This window comes from Staphylococcus sp. HMSC069D12, from assembly GCF_001810405.1.
GTDB classification, from domain to species: Bacteria; Bacillota; Bacilli; order Staphylococcales; family Staphylococcaceae; genus Staphylococcus; species Staphylococcus haemolyticus.
Window position 1 is genome coordinate 85792 of record NZ_KV801100.1, and the last position, 20875, is coordinate 106666.

Sequence of the window (20875 nt, forward strand, 5' to 3'; positions counted from 1 at the left end):
TAATAACTTAGAATTTTATATTTATGGAGGGAGCCCTAATGCAATGTCCAAATTGTGGTCAGACATATCAACAAGGAGATCAATATTGCGGTAGTTGTGGTAATGAATTAAATGGTTCATTATCTCAATCAACGCAATCAACAACAGAATCATTCAATTCGGAGATTCAATCTACAAGTCATTCTACAGCTGTTAAGCAAGAACAAATTAATGGAGAACAGAATCATAGTGAGTACGATCGTGGTGAATTTGCACATAGATATATGTCTTATGAACATCGCTACGCTGAAGGTCCATTTACAATTAAGGTAAAATCGACCTTCAATGAAAGTAAGCAATTTTTTAAACAAGCTTTTACTTCTCATGATGCAGTGATGAAAGGGAATAAGTCATTTAGTATTACTTTGCTATTATCATTAGTCATTATTGGTTTACTTATATTGGGAATGTTTTTACACCTACTTTCAGCAAGTTTATTTGATGGTTATTTTGTTGATACTGCAACAATTATCTTGAAATTTGTATTAACTACTATGCTAGCACTTGCGTTTTTATTTATCGTAACATTCGCCGTTATTCACTTAATGATAGTAGAAAGCATTTCCTTTAAAAAGGTTTTATCTGATTATATATTAGTTAATACATTATCAGTAAGTATGTTATTTTTGGGATTTATTGTGTTTTTCCTTGAGTTGTATATTTTCAGTGGTATATTGATTGCCTTTTCAGTGATTTTACTTTTAACATCATCAGTGTATTTCATTTCAAAGTATAGTGTAAATCATACGTTACGTTTTGCGAGTTTCTATAGTGTAATGATTTTCTTTGTAATTATTGGATTTGCCTTACATTTATTTGGTTCAACTATCATTCATCGATATAATGATTTAGGTATTTTACACCAATTATTTTGGCGTTGGCTCTAATGATATCTTGAGATAAATATTAATGGTAGATGATATATAAATTTAAAAGCCAGTAAGTGAATTTTATAATTCATTTACTGGCTTTTAGGTATTGAGAAAAGGAAAATGTTTAATGTTTGTTTTACTTTAAATAATTATTCAATTACTGGAATAATTAGGTGTGAATCATAATCGCCACCAGTATAAACAAGGTGATTGCCTTTGTTTACAGTATCTTCGTGTTCATAACTTGTTTTCATATTAGGTAAAGGAGTGCTATTACCTTTGATAATTTCGTTACATTTAACAACAACTGCTAATGACTCACCTTTTTTAAATAATGTACCAGATTGTACAAAAACAAATATTTAAAGTGAGGTCTATCAAATGACTTAGGATCGTAGAATTAGAAAATCTCAACAAGCGATTAAAACAGCATTCATAGATTTATTACAAAAGTATGATTTTAATGATGTTACTGTACAACTAATTTCTGATTTAGCTGATATCAATCGTGGTACGTTTTATAGGCATTATCTAGATAAATTTGAATTGCTAGATAAGATGGAAGATGAACATGTAGATATTGTGCGTAATTTTAGTAAAGAGAGTAAAAAGAGTAGTGGTGGAAAGTTCTCAACAGAAGACTTAAGACATATAATGGAATTTCTTATTGCGCATATTGAAGAAAATATAACGTTTTATCAATTAATGTTCAAAATAGGCACGGAATCTAGATTGCATGAAAAATTATATGGCTTGCTAATGAACTATTTAAATAGTTTTACTAATTTAGATGGTGATATTAGTGGTATACCTTTCTCATATTTTATGAGCTATGTTTCAGGTGCAGGATTATCGTTCTTAAGACATTGGGTTGAGGATGGTAACCGCATCCCTAAAGAAGATTTAATTCAATACTTTTATGATATTGTTAATAATGGACCAGCTACAATTATACAAAGAGAGATTAATAAATAATGTATGGCTTCTAATTACTGATATTAGTGATTAGGAGCTTTTTAATTTTAAAAAGATTATTATAGATTGTTGAATTAAATATTATTGAGTTTTATATAATAGTATACGATGTATAATGAAACGCATAAAAATGAGGGAACCTATTACGTTGTTATGTATCTCTAACTCTATGAATCCAATTGGGAGAGAGGGGGAGAGCATGATGACAATAGATATAATGGTTCATCTCCCATTAAATGACATTATATGTATCTTGGGTTATATAATTATTTTAATATTTGAAATAAAGTATAAAAAATAACGTTTTCTTATGTCGCAATTAAGAAAACGTTAGCCCAATAATAGAAATTGGAGGTACATATTGGCTTACCTGTAAGTCAGTAATATGTCCTTTATTTTTACACCTAGTACCGAGTCACAAACGTGCTAGGTGTTTTTTATTAAAGATATTTTAGCATAACACTTGATGTTAAGCAAATTAATCAATGTGTGTGTCGGCTATATTTGACATTCATCCTGATGTCGTTTATATTTTACATAAAGAGTTATCAATAATCTTGAGGTGGTTGAGGATGACTAATTTTAGAGATAAGATGATTAATCGAATCATCGGTACAACGACTGAACTTGATGAACGTGAAAAAGAGGAATTATATGGACACGTCACTACAACATTTATTATCACTTATTTAGGCTTACTAATCTTAGCTTTTATAAGTTTAATTAATGATTATGTTGTTCAACGTGTTAATGTACCGACCATCGGTATATTTGTTTTATTCTTTATTGCTAGTATTTTCTTATCGAGGGGCATTCGAAAAAATAATTTAGATGAAAATCGAGTTTATTCTAAAGAAGCATATCAAAGATTATTAAAGAAACATAAGTTAGGCAGTATTTTCGGTGGTATTTTGTTCGGTGTAATCATGAGCCTACTTAATTTAACGCGACTATATTTTTCGGATCAAAAGATTGAATTAGGATTTTTCATAACATTTAATTTTATTTCTGCTTTAATTTTCGGCGTAGTAAGTTATTTCGTTGGTAAAGGTAAAATTGTTAAAGAATATGGTGAGAGGGATTAAGAAATGGATAAATTTATTTAATTGGTTCACTCAAAATCCCACAGGTCGTGATGAGCGTGAGCAAGGTGTGCTTGAACATAAGTTAGCGGTTATGTTTTTATTGACATATATTTCAATAGTTATCTTAGGTACAATAAGTTTGGTTATTGATATGAAGAGAGAAACAGTGAATTTTGGAACAATATGCTTATTAGCGTTGAGTGTTATTTTAACGTTTGTATCTCTTTGGATTAATAGAAGAAACCGTTTAGATGAGTTAAAAGCTCATTCAGCTGAAGAATACAAACAATGGGGGAAAAAGCTTGCAATAAAATGCTCGTTTTTCGTCGTTTATTTTGCAACGGTGATGTTTATTATTACGGGGATTATCTTCCCTTATATTTTTAATGATGGGTTTAACTTCAAAGAACAATTAATCAAATGTGCAATTTCTGGTGTGCTATTCGGCGGTATCATGTTTATTTACTATATGATTATGCTAAAAAAAGAATATTAACTATTATTCAACTCCTTAATTATTATATAATAAATGTATATAATGCTTAAGGAGTCATTTTTTATGTTAAAAGCTGATCCAATTATTGCTAAAATGAAGAATCAAAAAATTAACTACGATAAGGTATTGAAAAAATTAATTAATCAATGGGAAAGGGAAGGTTTAAGACCTAAAATCTTACTACATAGTTGTTGTGCGCCATGTAGCACTTATACGTTAGAATATTTAACGGAGTATGCTGACGTGGCAATTTATTTTGCGAATCCCAATATACATCCTAAAAATGAATATTTAAGACGTGCAAAAGTTCAGGAACAATTTATTTATAATTTTAATGAGAGAACCGGAAAGAACGTTAAATATATTGAAGCGGAATATAAACCGCATGAATTTATGAAAATGGCAAAATCACGTGGCCTCACTGAAGAATCAGAAGGAGGGTTACGTTGTACGGCATGTTTCGAAATGCGGTTGGAGCTAGTTGCTGAAGCTGCTGTGAAATACGGGTATGATTACTTTGGAAGTGCACTCACACTATCACCTAAAAAGAATGCGCAACTTATAAATGAACTGGGTATGGAAGTACAACATTTATATGACGTGAGCTACTTGCCGAGTGACTTCAAGAAAAATAAGGGCTATGAACGTTCAATAGAGATGTGTAATGACTATCATATATTTCGACAATGCTATTGTGGATGTGTCTTCGCTGCGATGGCTCAAGGTATTGATTTTAAACAAATCAATCAAGAAGCTAAAGATTTTTTACAACAATTTTAGAGAAAATGACTCCTAATTTGAAGTTTAATCATTTCAAATTAGGAGTCGTATTTTATATTGTTCGATTAATGAAACGTATAATGGCTAGAATGGCAATCACAAATGCAGATAGGATACCTGCAATTTTTAAACCTTTTTTCTGCTTCTCAGGTTCTGGATCTTCATTTTCCATCATTTCAAGTAATTCACGTTCGATTTCAAGATCAAGTGCAGTTTTCTTTTCACCATTGTAACCAATGCTATTATCGTCATCTTTTTGTACTTTATCATTTTGATTTGATGGCTGTTCTTTACTTTTAGACGGTTGGTCTGCATTTTGTTTTGTATGTTTATCTTCTGCAGTCATACGTATACCCCTCCGGTAAACTTGTTATCTTTGGCTTAAGTATAGTACTTTTTATAATTAAGTAAAGCTATATTATTTCGCGTCTAATCCAATAATATCACTCACGTTACTATAATTATGTTGCTTTAAGTAAGCAGCGATGTCTTTATTTATCTTCTTAGTCAAACCAGGACCTTCAATAACTAATGAAGAATAGATTTGAACAAGAGATGCACCATTTCGCATCATTTGAATGGCATCTTTAGCACTAAATATACCGCCTGTGCCGATAATTAAGAATTCGCCATTTGTTTGTTGATATGCCCATTTCACTAACTCTAAATTTCTTTTGAAAAGGGGTTGTCCACTTAATCCGCCATCTTCTACTTTATTAGAAGAAGTGAGACCATCACGCTTACGAGTTGTATTCGCTAGAATCATACCATCAAATGTTTCAGTGATTGCTGGTAGAATATTTTTAAAACCATCTAGTTCTAAATCAGAAGTTAATTTTAAGAAAATAGGGACATTTACTTCTGTATTGGCTTTAAATTCTTTCAAAGCTTTGCATAACATTGAAAATTCATCTTTATCATGGAAACTTTGTAAATTCTCAGTATTTGGTGAACTTATGTTAACTGTAAAAAATGAGACATCAGCTTTAAACGTATCAATTACTTTAATGTAATCTTGATAACGCTCATTATAAGGTGTCGTTTTATTTACACCAACATTTAAGCCAACAGGGATATTGTATGAATGGCGACGTAAATTCCATAACGCTCTGTTCATACCAATATTATTAAAGCCCATACGATTGATTAATGCATTATCTTCAACTAGACGATACATGCGAGGTTTTGGATTACCATCTTGAGGTTTAGGTGTAATGCCACCTAATTCAAGTGCACCGAAGCCAATATTTTCAAGTGCTTTAGGTACTTCGCAAGATTTGTCAAAGCCAGCAGCTAAACCAACTGGGTTGTTAAATGTGATACCTTTAATTGTTTGTGTTAAATAAGGATCTTCATAGTTAAAGATTTTGTGCATAATAGGTAGTAAAAAGGGGCGTTTTTGGGCAAGTTTTAAAGCATCAATGGTCATGCCATGCGCTTTTTCAGGGTCGAATTTAAATAATAGTGGTTTAATTAATTTATACATTTTAATGCTCCTGTTTCATTGTATTTGAGGCTTACTATCCTCATTTAATATCATTGAAAAAACATTCCTCTCTAAGACTAGCATGTTCAACAATAATTGCATAGTTAATTTAGAAACTGTTTAAAAATTTGCCTCAACTTAAATGTGGATATATATGCTAACGATTAAATAGTCCTATTTCAGGAAATATAATAATAAAGTGAGAAGATGTATTCGAAGGAGGAAACATCATGAAAAAAGATTGGCAAGAACAATTACCATTAAATCATATACGAGATATTAAGCCGGTGAGTGGTGGAGATGTGAACGAAGCATTCAAAGTAACTACAGAAGATGACGTGTATTTCTTATTAGTTCAACGCAATCGTGATAAATCATTCTATGCTGCTGAAATTGCTGGACTTAACGCTTTTGAGGAAGCAGGTGTTACAGCACCACATGTGATTGATAGCGGTGAAATTAATGGTGATGCTTTCTTAATATTGAGTTACTTAGATGAGGGAACGACCGGTAGTCAACGAGAACTAGGTCAATTAGTAGCCAAAATGCATAGCCAGCAACAATCTGACGGCAAATTTGGATTTGATTTACCTCATGAAGGTGGAGATATTTCATTTGATAATACTTGGTCTGATTCGTGGATTGAAATCTTTGTCGAACGTCGTATGGATCATTTGAGAGATGAACTCATGGGGAAAGGATTATGGAATGACGAAGATAATAAAGTCTATGAACAAGTACGCACAGTGATGGTAAATGAACTAGAAAATCACAATAGTAAACCGTCATTATTGCATGGAGACTTATGGGGTGGCAATTATATGTTCTTAACAGATGGTAGCCCCGCTTTATTCGATCCTGCACCGTTTTATGGCGATAGGGAGTTTGATTTAGGAATCACTACTGTATTTGGTGGATTTACCCGAGAATTTTATGACGAATATGAGAAGCACTATCCTTCAGGAAAAGGTGCTCGTAAGCGTTTAGAATTTTATAGACTATATTTATTTATGGTCCATTTACTAAAATTTGGTGGAATGTACGCTAGTAGCGTAAATCGATCAATGGATGAAATATTGGCATAAAAAATAAGCATGGGCGGTACAGGTACAGTGATACCCGTGCCGCTCAAGCTTATTAATCTTCTTTAATTGTTTTTAATAATTGTTTGCCATTATCATAGAACATTTTCTCAAGTTCATGATGTGATAATAAATCAGTTCTTTCAAGTTCATCAGCTAACATCGTAACAACTTGATCGGTTGTATAAGGTGCATCTGAACCATATATAATTTTATCCATGTCTACACATTGAGTAATATTTGGAAGCTGATAAGGTAGGGCTTTTCCAGCTAAATCAAAGTATAACTCTTTCATAAGCAACAAAGTAGAAGTCGCCCGATTGTATAGTAAGATGGTTTTAGAATCAATGTCTTTGACGGTCTTTTTAGCTAATATATTCGTTAGCGCAAAAAAGAATGTATAAGATAGGGCGACAATCACACCTAATATACTGTTAAAATCACCTGAAAAATGAGTAATCAAGAATGTACCTATAACAGCAAAAATTATAGGAAGGGTATCGTTTTTGCACAACGTTTCATTTAGAAAGAGCACTGAAAGAAACAACGCAAATATAATATAAAATCTTCCTAATAATCCAACACTAACTGGATCTAACAAACTTAAACTTACATATTGGAGTAAAATACCTATTGTATTAGTAATAACTAAGAGCCATATAAATTTGTTATGATAGATTTTTATTTTACTTTTATCGAGTAATACAGTTATTAATAATATTAAAGTTGAAAACAAAGCATTAAAAAAACTTGCTTTAATAGCTGATAAATCAGTGAGTGAAAGTTTGTTTAATATTGGGGTTAAAGACAGGATTGCTACGGAAATAATATTAAATAAATACCCTTTTTTAACCTTATTCATGGTATGCCCCTTCTTAGTTGTTTTATATATTATTATATATTTATTTTATATAATATCATAATTATTATCGTGATAAGTTATGATGTTTGATTCTATACCTGAATATATCTTATAAATAAACATTTGTGGCTCGAACTATTCTACGATAGACTATGAAATATATTTGTTGAGTGGCATAGAAAATCAGTCGCATAAACGAACATAAGTGAGCAATCACTTCATTAAGTAGTTTTAATTATTAAAATCAAAGAACTACTTTATAGTTTCCCTAGGAAAGGGTTTCAACAAAATGAGCTGTGATTCAACTAAGAATTTTACTCAAAAATATGGACATAAAAAAGCTGCCCTCAAAGTTGGAACTTTAAGGGCAGCCTAAGTCTTGATAATATGATTTTAACTTTCTTGAATGTTGCCGTATTCTTCTCTTAAGTCATACACTTTATCAGGTGTAACGTCTTGGCCAAGTGGGTCTAAAACTTTCATCGTTGAGAAAGTATGAAGTACTTGACCTCTAATCATACCTAAATATTCTTGTCTTAATTGATGTTGTTCTTGTTTTTCTTCAACACTCAAACTTTCAACTTTTTCTTTATTTGCTAATTGATTAATTCTATCTAATAATTCTCTCATTATTTATTCCTCCTAATTTGTATGCGCTGGGAAGTGGGGAACAATGTGCACACCAACTTCTTCTATTAATGCTTCGATATCACGATCATCGTTTGTAAATCTTAAGATAATATGATTTGTATTAATTGATTCATAAGCTTTTAATATTTGTAATAAATTTTTACGTCCAGTACGGAAACCACCTTTAATCGGTTTTACGGTTTCATTTGGATTTTGGGATAAATCAATCATTAGAATATTCATAAACGGTTTAAATCGGTCGGTACCACTATGCCAAGCTTGCACTAATTTCTTTTGATCTTGAAAAGGTTGTGCGTAAAATAGCCAACCATCCATATTTTCTTGAAGCCAAGCCATTGATTGTTTTGAATATCCGGTACCAAACATTGGAATTGAAGGGTGTTTTGGCAATACTTGTAACCCTGAATCTTCATATAATTCGAAAATTGAATTTGAGATTTTGGGAGAATGTGATTGCCACAGTTCTCTTAGTGAGTGAATGGTTGTTTGATAACGTTCTGTTAATTCATTTTCATCTACTTTAAATGCAGGGAATTCAAAAGAGCGATCACCGGTAGCCATACCGAGTAATAAACGTTGATTGGAGATGAGATCAAGTGAGGCAGCTGATTTAGCTAGATGAATGGGATGTCGTAAGGTTGCTACGGTACTACCAGTACCCAGTGCAATCTTTGAGGTAAAGGCACTCAGATAAGTTAAAAAGACGAATGGATCATAATTCGTAGTAACGTTGCCTAAATGAGGGCTATACAATGGATTATCTCTCACAGACAAACTTGTAAATCCCAAAGACTCTGCCTTTTGAGCGAGTCTCAATTGCTCATCAAAATCAATATTGTTTTGTTGTTTATTATCAAACGGTATGGATAAACCTAGCGTCAATTTATTATTTTTAAACGTACGTTTAAATCCCTCGTGTTCATCAATATCTGACATCTCCTTACCTCCTAACTTCATTTAGTATTTATACAACACTTATTATCTAACTAACACATGTTGTATAAATGTAATATACGCCCCATTTAAATAATATGCAACATACATGCTTATGAAATTTGTTGCTTAGACAACAATGCTCAGTATTTGTTGATTAGATTAGCTTTTTCCATAAAAAAACCTCTAAGGCAACGCCTTAAAGGTTTAATTACAAGTGTGTGATGTGATGAATTAAGAAAGGTAAATTTTTATCTATAAAAGCTTCTGCTGTAAGCGAACTGGTATCGAGCCAATGTCTAGCGAGACCACATAATCCTGAAGCTAGAAAACTAGCACTATTAACGAGAACGTCAATATCCTGTTCAGGGTAGCTATTACGAAGCATAATAGTAAAAATATCTTCTAATTCATTATTAATACGTTGATGAGCTTGGTTACAAAACGTTTCACTATTCATCTTGCAAGAGTCTTGCACTTCAACCATATAATTAGCAATAGAAATAAATAGGTTTGATATGACAGTTTCATTAATAATATCTGATACGGATAATGTATTATTTAAATCTTTCAAAATTGTTTCGGATAAAGTGTAATTGAGAATATCATATTTATCTGTAAAATGTGCGTAGAAAGTAGCACGGTTGACCGTGGCACGTTCAGTAATATCTTTAACAGTGATTTGTGACATCTTTTTCTCTCGGGAAACCTCTTGAAACGCTTCTACCAGCAGCTTCTTTGTTCTGATAATACGAGGATCCACTTTAGTCGTAGTCAATATAGGCACCTCCCTTGTTGACCTATAGCTTACATTAAATTATCTGTCGAAGTGAGATGGTTGTCAAAGTTCACGCTTACAATGATATGTAACTATCAACCTAAACTGTGGAGTAGTCAAACTTCAATTTCCTAATAAAATTTTTAATTTAATTATGGTTAAAATTAATTATGAGATGAGTTTCTACTATTATAATAGTCAATTTTGTTTATTATCTAGTCAATTAGTCTGATTATAAGCAAAGTATACACTTTCTTGTCGTGATGTTTGATAATATACAGAATAATAATGAATTAAAAAGGAGAGCGATGTTTGAAACAATTTATCAAAATAGTTATGACTATACTGATATGTGTAGGTATCGGTGTTTCCGTAACATATTTAATTCGTGAAATTGATATGCAATCATCTCAAATGTCTTTTAATGATGATAATCAATATGGTGATTGGAATAGTGATGGACGTTTGACGCATGGTTATGGCACATATAATCATGGTTTAGAGTTTGAAGGTAATGACAAACATTATGGTAATGATTATGACTTACCTGAAGATACAAAAGTGTTAGCAGCGACAGATGGTGTTGTCACAAGAATATTTGAAGATGATTTAGGTGGGAAAGTGATACAAATCTCTGAAGATAATGGCCGATATCATCAATGGTATATGCATTTAAATGATTTCAAGGTAACTCAAGGTCAACAAGTTAAAGCCGGAGATGTGATTGCTTTATCTGGTAATACAGGTGAACAGACAACTGGCTCGCATTTACATTTTCAAAGAATGAAGGATGGCATAGGCAATGATTATTCCGAAGATCCACAATCATTTATTGATCAACTACCAGAAAAAGAAAAGAGTTTATTTAATATCTGATATGAAAAACAAAATAGATAGTATTAAAAATTCATACCTATTAACCAAGAAGTAAATTTTGGAATCCAATCATTATCGTTAAATGTTACTTTTTTGAGAAAAAATAAAAATAATATTCTGAAAATTTAGAATTTATGATATAGTAAAATCTATCATTACTTATTCAAATGATTGACGTGAGTAGTTGTTTACATGTGGCATCAATCATCAGTAAGTAGGCTGATCAACATATTAAGTGTGCAGATTAAACAATAGGAGGTTTTTTATATGACATCAACACTTAGAGAAATAGGCGTTAAAGATTTTACATTTAGAGTGCTATCGGGCGTAGCCATTGGTATCGTTGTTGGATTAGTACCTAATGCCATTTTGGGAGAAATCTTTAAAGCGTTCATGCATCACCACCCATTTTTTGGAACATTGTTACATGTCGTACAAGCAATGCAATTTACAGTACCTGCTTTAATAGGAGCGCTTATTGCTTTGGACACCATTAGCAATTGCAGTTGTTGCTTGTGCATCTTATGTAGGAAGCGGGGCTGCACAATTTAAGAATGGTGCCTGGGTAATTGCCGGCATCGGAGACTTGATTAATACGATGATTACTGCAACGATTGCTGTATTATTTATTTTATTAATTGAAAAACGTGTCGGTAGCATGGCACTGATTGTGTATCCAACTATCGTAGGTGGTTTATCCGCTACAATTGGTGTACTTATATTGCCATACGTACATATGATTACAACTGGCATTGGTAATATGGTTAATAGCTTCACAGAACTACAACCTGTATTGATGTGTATGCTTATTTCTATGGTCTTTAGTTTTATTATTATTTCACCATTATCAACTGTTGCGATAGCTATTGCTATAGGGATTACAGGTCTTGCAGCAGGTTCAGCATCTATTGGTATTTCAGCTACTGAAGCAGTATTACTTATTGGGACAAGCAAAGTGAACCGAGTTGCAGTACCAATTTCTATATTCTTCGGCGGTGTGAAAATGATGATGCCAAACATGGTGAAATATCCAATTATAATGTTACCAATTCTTATAACTGCTGGAATTTCAGGAATTGCAGGTAGCTTGATTGGTATTGCAGGAACTAAAGAGTCTGCAGGATTTGGTTTCATTGGGATGATTGGACCAATTAGTGCTTTTAAATTCTTACATATAGATTCTGCAATATTAAGTATCTTACTCATTATTTTGGGATTCTTTGTTGTACCATTAGTGACTGCATTCATTTTAGATATTATTTTCCGAAAAGTATTACATCTTTATACAAACGACATATATAAATTTATGGGTTAACCATTTGTTAAATAGGAATTGATAAAGTGTTGATTATCGCATTTTATCAATTCTTTTTTTGAAAATGAGAATACATATAGAGATTAAGATAAAATATGAAATAAATAGTGTTACAATAAAAATGAAATAATACGTTACATAAAGGGTGAATGGTTAATGGCTAATAAGATCGAAAAATTAGCACTAAAGACAGCTGAACTTACAAGACATACACACGAATTAGGTATTCCAATTATGATTCTATTTGAAGGTGTCCCTGCTTCTGGAAAAACACGACTTTCAAATGAATTATTACTCAATTTTGATGCCAAATATACACATTTTATTGCGACACAATCACCACAAAAGGATGATTTGCGTTATCAGTTTTTACAAAAATATTGGAATACATTACCTAAAAAAGGTGATATCAATGTCTATTTTAGAAGCTGGTACTCTCATTATTTAGATTATAGAGAAAACGAAATTAAACACGATAGATATAAAAATTATGATGTTTTAAAAGAACAAATTACATCTTTTGAAGATATGTTAATCGAGGATGATTATGAAATCATCAAGTTCTTTATTGAAATCAATGAAGATAAAAGACAAGAACATATTAAACAAACAAAAGAAAATCCACTGATGCGTTGGAAAGTTCAAGAGTATGGAAGTGTACTATCAACAGAAACGTATTTAGAAGACATGCATCAATTTATTAAACAGGATAAACAATGGAAGATTATTGACTATACAGAACGCCAAATGGCGATTGAAAAGATGTATGAACACATTATTGAACGTTTAGAACAAGCCATAGCGAAACATCATGCGAAGGATAAAGTTTATGATGGTGAATTCTCAGAGCACTTTGCTACTGAACTGTTTGATAAAGATGTAGAAAAAGTTTCTAAAGAAGAATACAAAACATTAATTACTGAACTGCAGAAACGTATGCGCGAAATACAATTTGCTTTATATGATAGAAAAATTCCGTTAATTCTTGTATTTGAAGGAATGGATGCAGCAGGAAAAGGTGGTAATATTAAGCGTATTAGAGAAAAGCTTGATCCTACTGGTTATGAAGTTAATGGCATCAGCGCACCTACAGATGTTGAATTGAAACATCATTATTTATGGCGCTTTGCAAAGGATATGCCAAGAAGCGGTCATATCGAATTGTTTGATAGAAGTTGGTATGGACGTGTATTAGTAGAGCGAATTGAAGGATTTGCAACAATGAATGAATGGCAACGAGCCTATGATGAGATCAACGCATTTGAAAAGATGTGGACCGATGAAGGTGCGATCATCCTAAAATTCTTCCTGACATTAGATAAAGACGAACAGCTTAAACGTTTTAAAGATCGTCAAAATAATGTAGATAAACAATGGAAAATCACTGATGAAGATTGGCGTAATCGTGACAAGTGGGATTTGTACGTTGAAGCCAGCCACGACATGGTTAAAAAAACAAATACAACACATGCACCATGGCTAGTCGTACCAGCAGATCATAAGAAAACATCAAGAATAGAAATAATGAAGTATATTATTCGTAAATGCGAAAAAGTATTATGGGGCGTCAAGGATTATTAATTTATAAGACTATACTGTAATGAGTTGATTAATAAACCAAGAAACGGTTAATGATAGAGTCGTTTCTTGGTTTTTCTATGTTATATAAATAAATTGAATATATTCTAAGTTGTTAGAAATATTACGGTATTGTAACAAAACGGCAATTTGTAATATTACAGAATATGTAAAATTGTTGTAAATTTCTTAAAAGAGTATTGTAAAACCTCATTTCATAATGAAATTTTAAACGATTTGTTTAAAAAATAATATTACAGAATGAAATATAAATATTTCAATGTTACAGAATAAGTCGTTCATTGTAATTTTTTGTAAGATAAGCGTAATACTATTGGCGTTTTTTTATGATATAGTACTTATTGTCAAAAGTTAAACACAGAGCAAAACACAATAACTTAAGAATTTAACAAAACGAAAATATAAACTAAATTTTTTTGGAGGAATTTTTTATTATGAAAAAAACAGTAATCGCGTCGTCATTAGCAGTAGCTTTAGGAGTAACAGGTTATGCATTAACTACAGATAACAGTGCACATGCATCTGAATCAACTACAAACTATGCACAATTAGCTAACTTAGCTCAAAACAACCCATCTGAATTAAATGCTCACCCAGTACAAGCTGGTGCATACAACATCACATTCGTTAAAGATGGTTTCAAATACAACTTCACTTCAGACGGTCAATCTTGGTCTTGGGATTACACTTACGTTGGTGGAGCTGACACAGTAGCAACTACACAAGCTGCTCCAGCTGCTCAATCAACTGACTACTCAGCTTCTTACAGCAATGAAGCTTCAACTCAATCAGTAAGCTCAAACCAACAAGCAAGCAACACTAACGTTGAAGCAGTATCTGCACCAAAAACTACTTCATACTCAGCTTCAACTTCATCATCAGCTTCAACTGGTGGATCAGTTAAAGCTCAATTCTTAGCTAATGGTGGTACTGAAGCTGCTTGGAACGCAATCGTAATGCCTGAATCAGGTGGTAATCCTAACGCAGTTAACCCAGCTGGTTACAGAGGTTTAGGTCAAACTATGGAATCATGGGGTACTGGTTCAGTAGCTTCACAAACTAAAGGTATGATTAACTACGCTAATAGCCGTTACGGTTCATTAGATGCAGCAATTGCATTCCGTGCTAACAACGGTTGGTGGTAGGATTTACTAAGGTAACTGGATAGTACATTGAGTTATCACGAAAGAGGTCGACTTTAAGGTCGGCCTCTTTTTTGTGTTTTAATAGACACTGTAGCTTAACGTTTACCGACCGCGATTATAGGGAAGATACTATGACAATATACAAATTGAAAGTGTTGAATATCAATGACATTAAGAAAAGTATTAAAACTAGGTTTAATACATAGTGTGTTCTGGATAACCGTACAATTATCGCTATCTAATATCATGTTACGATACCCGTCCTCTTTATTTGTGAGATATGAATCAGTTTTTAAAATAAGGTCGTGGGAAAAGAGAGGCGCTTTATGGAATAAACTATTTCGTATTAATAAATGGAAACATTACATTCCAGAAGCAGCTCAATTCAATTACCGTATCTATATAAAAGGCGACTGGCTTCATTTAAATTGGAAGATATACATTTTATGATTTTAGAAATGCGCCGTGCAGAACTTGTTCATTGGTTATCAATGATACCGATTGTTGTTTTTATCAAAAGCGCCTAAATATATACTATTCATTGATGTGTGTTATGTGATTTCGGCAAATTTACCAATCATACTCACGCAACGATATAATCGTCCTAGGTTAGAACATTACTATCAACTACGAATGAAAAGAGGTGAACGTACATGTCGCAAAAGAAAATCATCATTATAGGTGGAGGATTAGGTGGGATATCAGCTGCTATTCGTCTTGCTCAAAGTGGCTTTGATGTCTCGCTTTATGAGAAGAATAGCCACATTGGTGGGAAAGTAAATCGTTTAGAGACAGAGGGATTCGGTTTTGATTTAGGTCCATCTATATTAACGATGCCATACATATTTGAAAACTTGTTTAACTATAGTGATAAGCAAATGAAAGACTATGTTACTATTGAACGATTACCTTTGCAATGGCGTAGTTTCTTCACTAATGGTAAAGTTATAGATTTATATGAAGACTTGTCTCAAATGTTAAATGCCAATACCTATCTTACCAATGACGATATTCAGCAACTTCATCAATTTTTAAATCATGCAGAAAAAATACATCGTTTTACGGAAAATGGCTACTTTGCACTAGGGCTAGATACAGTTTCTGAAATTATTAAATACCATGGACCATTGTGTTCGCTTAAAGGTGTGGATTACTTCTCGACAATGCAACAAGCTATTAATCGTTATGTTGAGAAGCAAGAATTAAGAGATATGCTTGGCTACTTTATAAAGTATGTTGGCTCTTCTTCTTATGATGCACCAGCAGTACTTTCGCTTTTAATTCACATGCAATATGAACAAGGATTATGGTACGTTAAAGGTGGTATTCATAAACTTGCACGTGCATTGGAACAAATAGCGATTGAAGAAGGCGTAACCATTCATACCGGTACGGATATACATAGTATTGATACGTATTTTAATCATGTTACAGGTGTTAGATTAGATGATGGTTTACATGTGAGTGCAGATTACATTGTTTCTAATAGAGAAGTGATACCTACATATCGTGACTTACTGCACTTTTTAAATAAAAAAATAGCGCAATTAGAGAAAGTTTATGAACCTGCAGCATCTGGCTATGTGATGCATTTAGGAGTAGACAAATTATACCCTCAATTGGCACATCATAATTTCCTATTCTCAAATGATTCTAAGCGTAATTATCGAGAAGTGTTTCATGACAAAGTATTGCCACAAGACCCAACGATTTATCTTGTTAATTCAAATAAATCGGATGCATCTCAAGCGCCAGAAGGACATGAAAATTTAAAAGTATTACCACATATTCCTTACATTCAAGACGAACCGTTTACAGAGGAACAATATCGTGACTTCCGAGAGCGTGTTTTGGATAAATTAGAGCAAATGGGGCTTACAGATTTGCGTCAACATATTATATATGAAGATATTTGGACGCCACATGATATTGAACAAACGTATGGCTCTAATAAAGGTGCCATTTATGGTGTAGTCTCAGATAAGAAAAAAATAAAGCATTCAAGTTTCCTAAGCATAGTCAATACTTTGATAACTTATTCTTTGTAGGAGGATCAGTTAATCCTGGTGGTGGTATGCCGATGGTGACATTAAGCGGACAACAAGTAGCGGATAAAATTAATGTACTTGAAAGTAAAGTTACTAATGCTTCAAGAGATTAGAGGTAATGCAACTATGACTAAATTAAAGTCACTTCTTCATGCAAGTACAGGTCTATCATTAGTCAGTGGTTATTTAATGTATAATCGTCGTCATTTACTCTCTTTTAATAGGAAACATAAGGGCGAAACAGCACAATCAATAAGTGTGATTATACCAGCGCGCAACGAGGAAATGAGATTACCCAAATTGTTAAAAAGTTTGTCTCGGCAATCAATAAGAGTTGAATATATAGTCATGGACGATGATTCAAATGATGGAACAGCTGAGATAGCACGAGAGATGGGCGCGAAAGTGTATAATGTGACGTATGACAACAATAGTAATACCTGGGGTGGTAAGTAATATGCATGTTATCTAGGTGCTTCTTATACAGCGTCAGATATTCTTGTATTTATGGATGCGGACGTAGAATTGAATAATGAACACGCCCTAGAGGCAATTATTCAGTCATATGCGCGACAACAATATCGTGGATTAATGAGTATTCAAACGTATCATGTTGTTTATAAACCTTATGAACACTTATCGGCTATGTTTAATCTTATGACAGTTGTAGGTACAAATAGTTTTTCAGCTTTATCTAAATCTAAAGGGGAGTCATTAGCATTTGGACCTGTTACAGTCATGAACAAATCCGATTATATCCTGACACAAGGAGATAAAAATGCTGCATCTCATATTATTGAAGGATTTTCTTTAGGAAAAGCGTTTCATCGTTGACATTTGCCAGTGACACAATTTGAAGGTCAGGGATTTGTTAGCTTTAGAATGTATGAATCGGGATTTAAAACAATGATAGAGGGATGGACGAAACACTTAGCGGTAGGTGCTTCGTCAACACAACCTCATATCATGATGTTAATTATCTTATGTATGGTGGGAAGTATCACCTCACATAGCGGATTAACACTTAGTTTATTTATGAAAACTTTGTCATTTAAGCGAATGGCGTTATCATATAGTTTATATACATTACAATTTATTCGTTTACATCGTCGAGTAGGACGTTTTTCAATTTTATTTTTATCTATCAACCCAATATTGTTTTTAGTTTTTGTTTTAATTTATATAAATTCATATCGTCATATTCATTACACGAAACAGGTAAAATGGAAAGGACGACAATTTAGTATTAAATAATATTTAGCAGGGGGTTCTCCATGAGCACATTAGAAGAAAATTATCAATATTGTCATCAAATTATGAAAGATTACTCTAAGAGTTTCTCATATGCGTTTGATATGTTACCAGAACAACAACGACGAGCAATCTGGGCGATTTATGCAGTTTGTAGAATCGTTGATGATAGTATCGATGTACACCAAGACGTGGAATATCTACATAAGATTAACCGTGATGTTAAAGCTATTGAACATCAAACTACAACGATATTTGAAAGTGATGACCGCATTATGATGGCATTTGCTGATGCAGCTACACATTTCCAAATGAATTTCCAAGCCCTCTATGACTTAATTGATACGGTTGAAGCAGACCAGCATTTCGAAATGTTTGAAACAGATCGTGGTCTACTAGATTATTGTTATGGTGTTGCGGGAACTGTAGGCGTATTACTGATTCCAATACTGGCAACGCCACCGTCAGATGAAGCGTATGAGTATGGAAAGCAATTAGGTGAGGCACTTCAATTAACGAACATACTACGTGATGTTGGTGAAGATTATCGTAACGGACGTATTTACTTTAGTAAAGCGCGTTTAAGTGAATTTAATGTTTCAATTGCTGATGAAATAGGACGTGATCAACCCTCTGACAATTACATTAAAATTTGGGAATTCTACGCTACACTAGCCGATAATAACTATGACATGGTTTTAAATCATCTTAATGTATACAACGAAGAAGCTCGTATGATTATTGAGTTAGCAGCCCAAGTATATCGAGGTATATTAACCGAAGTACGTAAAGCAGATTACTCATTGAAAGACCGTGCGTACGTATCTAAATGGAAAAAACATAAAATCTACCGCAATTTAAAGAAAAAATATAAAGATTAGGTGAGATATATGAATATAGCAGTAGTAGGCGCTGGTGTTACCGGCTTAGCAGCTGCAGCACGATTAGCCGCTTAGATCATCAAGTTACAATATTTGAGAAGAATGAACAAGTTGGTGGCCGTATGAGCCAATTTAAGAAAGATGGCTTTACTTTTGATATGGGACCAACCATAGTGATGGTACCGGATGTTTATAAAGCCGTATTTGAAGAAAGTGGCAAACGTTTTGAAGATTACGTTGATATGAAGCCACTTACACATATTATGGATATTTATTTTTCTGATAAAGATAAAGTGAGTGTATCAACTGATTTATCACAACTTAGTCAAACGTTAGAAGCGATAGAACCAGGTTCTACTCAAGGTTTTATGCAATTTTTAACGGATGTGTATAAACGATATGAAGTGGCACGCAAATACTTCCTTGAACGAACATTCCGTAAAGCAAGTGAATTTTATAACCCAGTGACGCTATATCGTGGATTAAAATTAAAAACATTTAATAATGCGAATCAATTAATAGATAATTATGTATCCAATGAAAAAATACGTAAGTTATTCGCATTTCAAACGTTCTACATAGGTATTGATCCTAAACAAGGGCCTTCAATTTATTCTATTTTTCCAATGAATGAAATGGTACATGGCGTTCATTATATAAAAGGCGGTATGTAAGGCTTAGCACAAGGTTTACTACAACTTGGTCAAGACCATGGTGTTAAAGTGGAACTTAATGCAGATGTACAAGAAATCATTGTTGACCCTAAATTTAAACGTGCAGATGGTCTACGTGTTAATGATGATATTCGACGTTTTGACAAAGTGCTATGTACTGCTGACTTTCCATATGTGGCACAAAACTTAATGCCTGCGCACTCACCTTTAAAGAACTATTCTCCTGAAAAAGTAGATAACATGGACTATTCATGTTCAGCTTTTTTAATTTATGCAGGTATTAATCGTCAATTACGTGATAAATTACATGTACATAATGTTGTATTTGCTAAAGATTTTAGAGGCAATATTGATGACATTTTTAGTGGTAAGATGCCTGATGACCCATCATTATATCTTTACTTCCCATCTGTAGAAGACGAAGCATTAGCGCCTAAAGATCAGACAGGGATGTATGTCTTAATGCCAGTCCCTGAGTTGAAGACAGGTGAAATTGACTGGAACAATCCTAGTATGGTTGAACAAGCGAAAGATGTCATCTATAACAAATTAGAAACGATTGAGGCACTTAAAGATATACGTCAAGATATTGTATCTGAAACAGTATTTACACCGCTTGATTTTGAGAGTCGTTATAATGCCAAATTCGGCTCAGCATTCGGACTTATGCCAACACTTACACAAAGTAATTATTATAGACCTCCAAATGTATCAAGAGATTATAAAGACTTATACTTTGCAGGAGCAAGTACGCACCCTGGTGCAGGTGTGCCAATTGTGTTGACCAGTGCTAAAATTACTGCCGAAGCAATGTTAGAGGATATAGAACACGGAATATAAAGTGGAACTTGCTATAAAACTGAAAATTATAAATATTGACAATACTCATTGAACTGATACAATAAATATTAATTCAATAGACTTATCGAGAGAAGTGAAGGGATTTGGCCCAATGAAACTTCAGCAACAGACTTAAAAGACAAAAGTACTGTGCTAATTCCAAAGAGGTATGCCTCAAAGATAAGTGTCATAGTCATAATTAAGCTA

Annotated in this window: 18 protein-coding genes, 5 pseudogenes and 1 riboswitch; of the genes and pseudogenes, 15 read left to right on the forward strand and 8 right to left on the reverse strand. The window is 33.0% G+C overall.

What is annotated here, in order from left to right; all coding sequences use genetic code 11:
* The first annotated feature begins 38 nt into the window (after positions 1-38).
* Positions 39-926: a zinc ribbon domain-containing protein gene (locus tag HMPREF2737_RS03490; protein ID WP_037551545.1), complete on the forward strand. Its 888-nt coding sequence runs from the start codon at positions 39-41 to the stop codon at positions 924-926.
* A gap of 134 nt (positions 927-1060) precedes the next feature.
* On the opposite strand, the pseudogene HMPREF2737_RS11745 reads toward HMPREF2737_RS03490, so the two are convergent.
* Positions 1061-1255: pseudogene (locus HMPREF2737_RS11745) on the reverse strand (acyl esterase); the annotation flags it as partial.
* Between the two features lie 55 nt (positions 1256-1310).
* Here HMPREF2737_RS11745 and HMPREF2737_RS03495 point away from each other — a divergent pair.
* The 4 genes from HMPREF2737_RS03495 (at position 1311) to HMPREF2737_RS03510 (ending at position 4247) form a co-directional block, all read left to right on the forward strand.
* Positions 1311-1886, forward strand: a complete 576-nt coding sequence (locus tag HMPREF2737_RS03495) for a TetR/AcrR family transcriptional regulator (protein WP_229664820.1) — start codon at positions 1311-1313, stop codon at positions 1884-1886.
* A 572-nt stretch (positions 1887-2458) separates the two neighbouring features.
* Entirely contained in the window at positions 2459-2971 is a 513-nt protein-coding gene (locus HMPREF2737_RS03500) for a DUF3278 domain-containing protein (RefSeq protein WP_037551546.1), read from the forward strand.
* Complete coding sequence (locus tag HMPREF2737_RS03505; protein ID WP_229664818.1) at positions 2943-3467, forward strand: hypothetical protein; 525 nt, start codon at positions 2943-2945, stop codon at positions 3465-3467. Before HMPREF2737_RS03500 ends, HMPREF2737_RS03505 begins: the two co-directional genes overlap by 29 nt.
* Positions 3468-3530: 63 nt before the next feature.
* The gene (locus tag HMPREF2737_RS03510) at positions 3531-4247 is read left to right on the forward strand and encodes an epoxyqueuosine reductase QueH (RefSeq protein ID WP_037551547.1); all 717 of its coding nucleotides are present in this window, start codon (positions 3531-3533) and stop codon (positions 4245-4247) included.
* Between the two features lie 52 nt (positions 4248-4299).
* On the opposite strand, the gene HMPREF2737_RS03515 is transcribed toward HMPREF2737_RS03510, so the two are convergent.
* On the reverse strand, positions 4300-4593 hold the full coding sequence (locus HMPREF2737_RS03515) for a hypothetical protein (RefSeq protein ID WP_037551548.1): 294 nt from the start codon (positions 4591-4593) through the stop codon (positions 4300-4302).
* Positions 4594-4665: 72 nt separating this feature from the next.
* Positions 4666-5733, reverse strand: coding sequence for a quinone-dependent dihydroorotate dehydrogenase (locus tag HMPREF2737_RS03520; protein WP_037551549.1), 1068 nt, complete (start codon positions 5731-5733; stop codon positions 4666-4668).
* A gap of 230 nt (positions 5734-5963) precedes the next feature.
* Between HMPREF2737_RS03520 and HMPREF2737_RS03525 the strand changes: the two genes are divergently transcribed.
* Positions 5964-6818 carry a fructosamine kinase family protein gene (locus HMPREF2737_RS03525; protein WP_037551550.1) on the forward strand — a complete coding sequence of 285 codons (855 nt, stop codon included), beginning with the start codon at positions 5964-5966 and terminating at the stop codon, positions 6816-6818.
* Positions 6819-6870: 52 nt separating this feature from the next.
* Here HMPREF2737_RS03525 and HMPREF2737_RS03530 read toward each other — a convergent pair whose 3' ends face one another.
* From HMPREF2737_RS03530 to HMPREF2737_RS03545, 4 genes are all read right to left on the reverse strand, one after another.
* The gene (locus HMPREF2737_RS03530; RefSeq protein ID WP_083303060.1) at positions 6871-7677 is read right to left on the reverse strand and encodes an EamA family transporter; all 807 of its coding nucleotides are present in this window, start codon (positions 7675-7677) and stop codon (positions 6871-6873) included.
* A gap of 393 nt (positions 7678-8070) precedes the next feature.
* On the reverse strand, positions 8071-8307 hold the full coding sequence (locus tag HMPREF2737_RS03535; RefSeq protein ID WP_037551551.1) for a DUF896 domain-containing protein: 237 nt from the start codon (positions 8305-8307) through the stop codon (positions 8071-8073).
* Between the two features lie 12 nt (positions 8308-8319).
* Complete coding sequence (locus HMPREF2737_RS03540; RefSeq protein ID WP_037551552.1) at positions 8320-9264, reverse strand: LLM class oxidoreductase; 945 nt, start codon at positions 9262-9264, stop codon at positions 8320-8322.
* Positions 9265-9472: 208 nt separating this feature from the next.
* Positions 9473-10039: a TetR/AcrR family transcriptional regulator gene (locus tag HMPREF2737_RS03545; protein WP_037551553.1), complete on the reverse strand. Its 567-nt coding sequence runs from the start codon at positions 10037-10039 to the stop codon at positions 9473-9475.
* 312 nt (positions 10040-10351) lie between these two features.
* On the opposite strand from HMPREF2737_RS03545, the gene HMPREF2737_RS03550 reads away from it, so the two are divergent.
* Complete coding sequence (locus HMPREF2737_RS03550; RefSeq protein ID WP_037551554.1) at positions 10352-10915, forward strand: M23 family metallopeptidase; 564 nt, start codon at positions 10352-10354, stop codon at positions 10913-10915.
* A 263-nt stretch (positions 10916-11178) separates the two neighbouring features.
* On the opposite strand, the gene HMPREF2737_RS11750 is transcribed toward HMPREF2737_RS03550, so the two are convergent.
* On the reverse strand, positions 11179-11310 hold the full coding sequence (locus HMPREF2737_RS11750; RefSeq protein WP_256277614.1) for a hypothetical protein: 132 nt from the start codon (positions 11308-11310) through the stop codon (positions 11179-11181).
* On the opposite strand from HMPREF2737_RS11750, the pseudogene HMPREF2737_RS03555 reads away from it, so the two are divergent.
* The 8 genes and pseudogenes from HMPREF2737_RS03555 to HMPREF2737_RS03590 all read left to right on the forward strand — a co-directional run bounded on the left by HMPREF2737_RS03555 (position 11255) and on the right by HMPREF2737_RS03590 (position 20668).
* Positions 11255-12230 (forward strand): annotated as a pseudogene (locus HMPREF2737_RS03555) (PTS transporter subunit IIC). The gene HMPREF2737_RS11750 and the pseudogene HMPREF2737_RS03555 overlap by 56 nt on opposite strands.
* A gap of 156 nt (positions 12231-12386) precedes the next feature.
* On the forward strand, positions 12387-13811 hold the full coding sequence (locus tag HMPREF2737_RS03560; protein WP_037551555.1) for a phosphate--AMP phosphotransferase: 1425 nt from the start codon (positions 12387-12389) through the stop codon (positions 13809-13811).
* A 452-nt stretch (positions 13812-14263) separates the two neighbouring features.
* Positions 14264-14974 carry an aggregation-promoting factor C-terminal-like domain-containing protein gene (locus HMPREF2737_RS03565; protein WP_037551556.1) on the forward strand — a complete coding sequence of 237 codons (711 nt, stop codon included), beginning with the start codon at positions 14264-14266 and terminating at the stop codon, positions 14972-14974.
* 504 nt (positions 14975-15478) lie between these two features.
* Positions 15479-15655 carry a glycosyl-4,4'-diaponeurosporenoate acyltransferase CrtO family protein gene (locus tag HMPREF2737_RS11760; RefSeq protein ID WP_256277611.1) on the forward strand — a complete coding sequence of 59 codons (177 nt, stop codon included), beginning with the start codon at positions 15479-15481 and terminating at the stop codon, positions 15653-15655.
* Positions 15628-17135, forward strand: a pseudogene (locus HMPREF2737_RS03575) (phytoene desaturase family protein). The gene HMPREF2737_RS11760 and the pseudogene HMPREF2737_RS03575 overlap by 28 nt, the downstream one beginning before the upstream one ends.
* Positions 17136-17148: 13 nt before the next feature.
* A pseudogene (locus HMPREF2737_RS03580) lies at positions 17149-18276 on the forward strand (glycosyltransferase family 2 protein).
* Positions 18277-18296: 20 nt separating this feature from the next.
* Positions 18297-19154: a phytoene/squalene synthase family protein gene (locus HMPREF2737_RS03585; RefSeq protein WP_037551557.1), complete on the forward strand. Its 858-nt coding sequence runs from the start codon at positions 18297-18299 to the stop codon at positions 19152-19154.
* A 9-nt stretch (positions 19155-19163) separates the two neighbouring features.
* Positions 19164-20668: pseudogene (locus HMPREF2737_RS03590) on the forward strand (phytoene desaturase family protein).
* Positions 20669-20747: 79 nt separating this feature from the next.
* Positions 20748-20855: riboswitch (SAM riboswitch) on the forward strand.
* Positions 20856-20875: the final 20 nt, after the last annotated feature.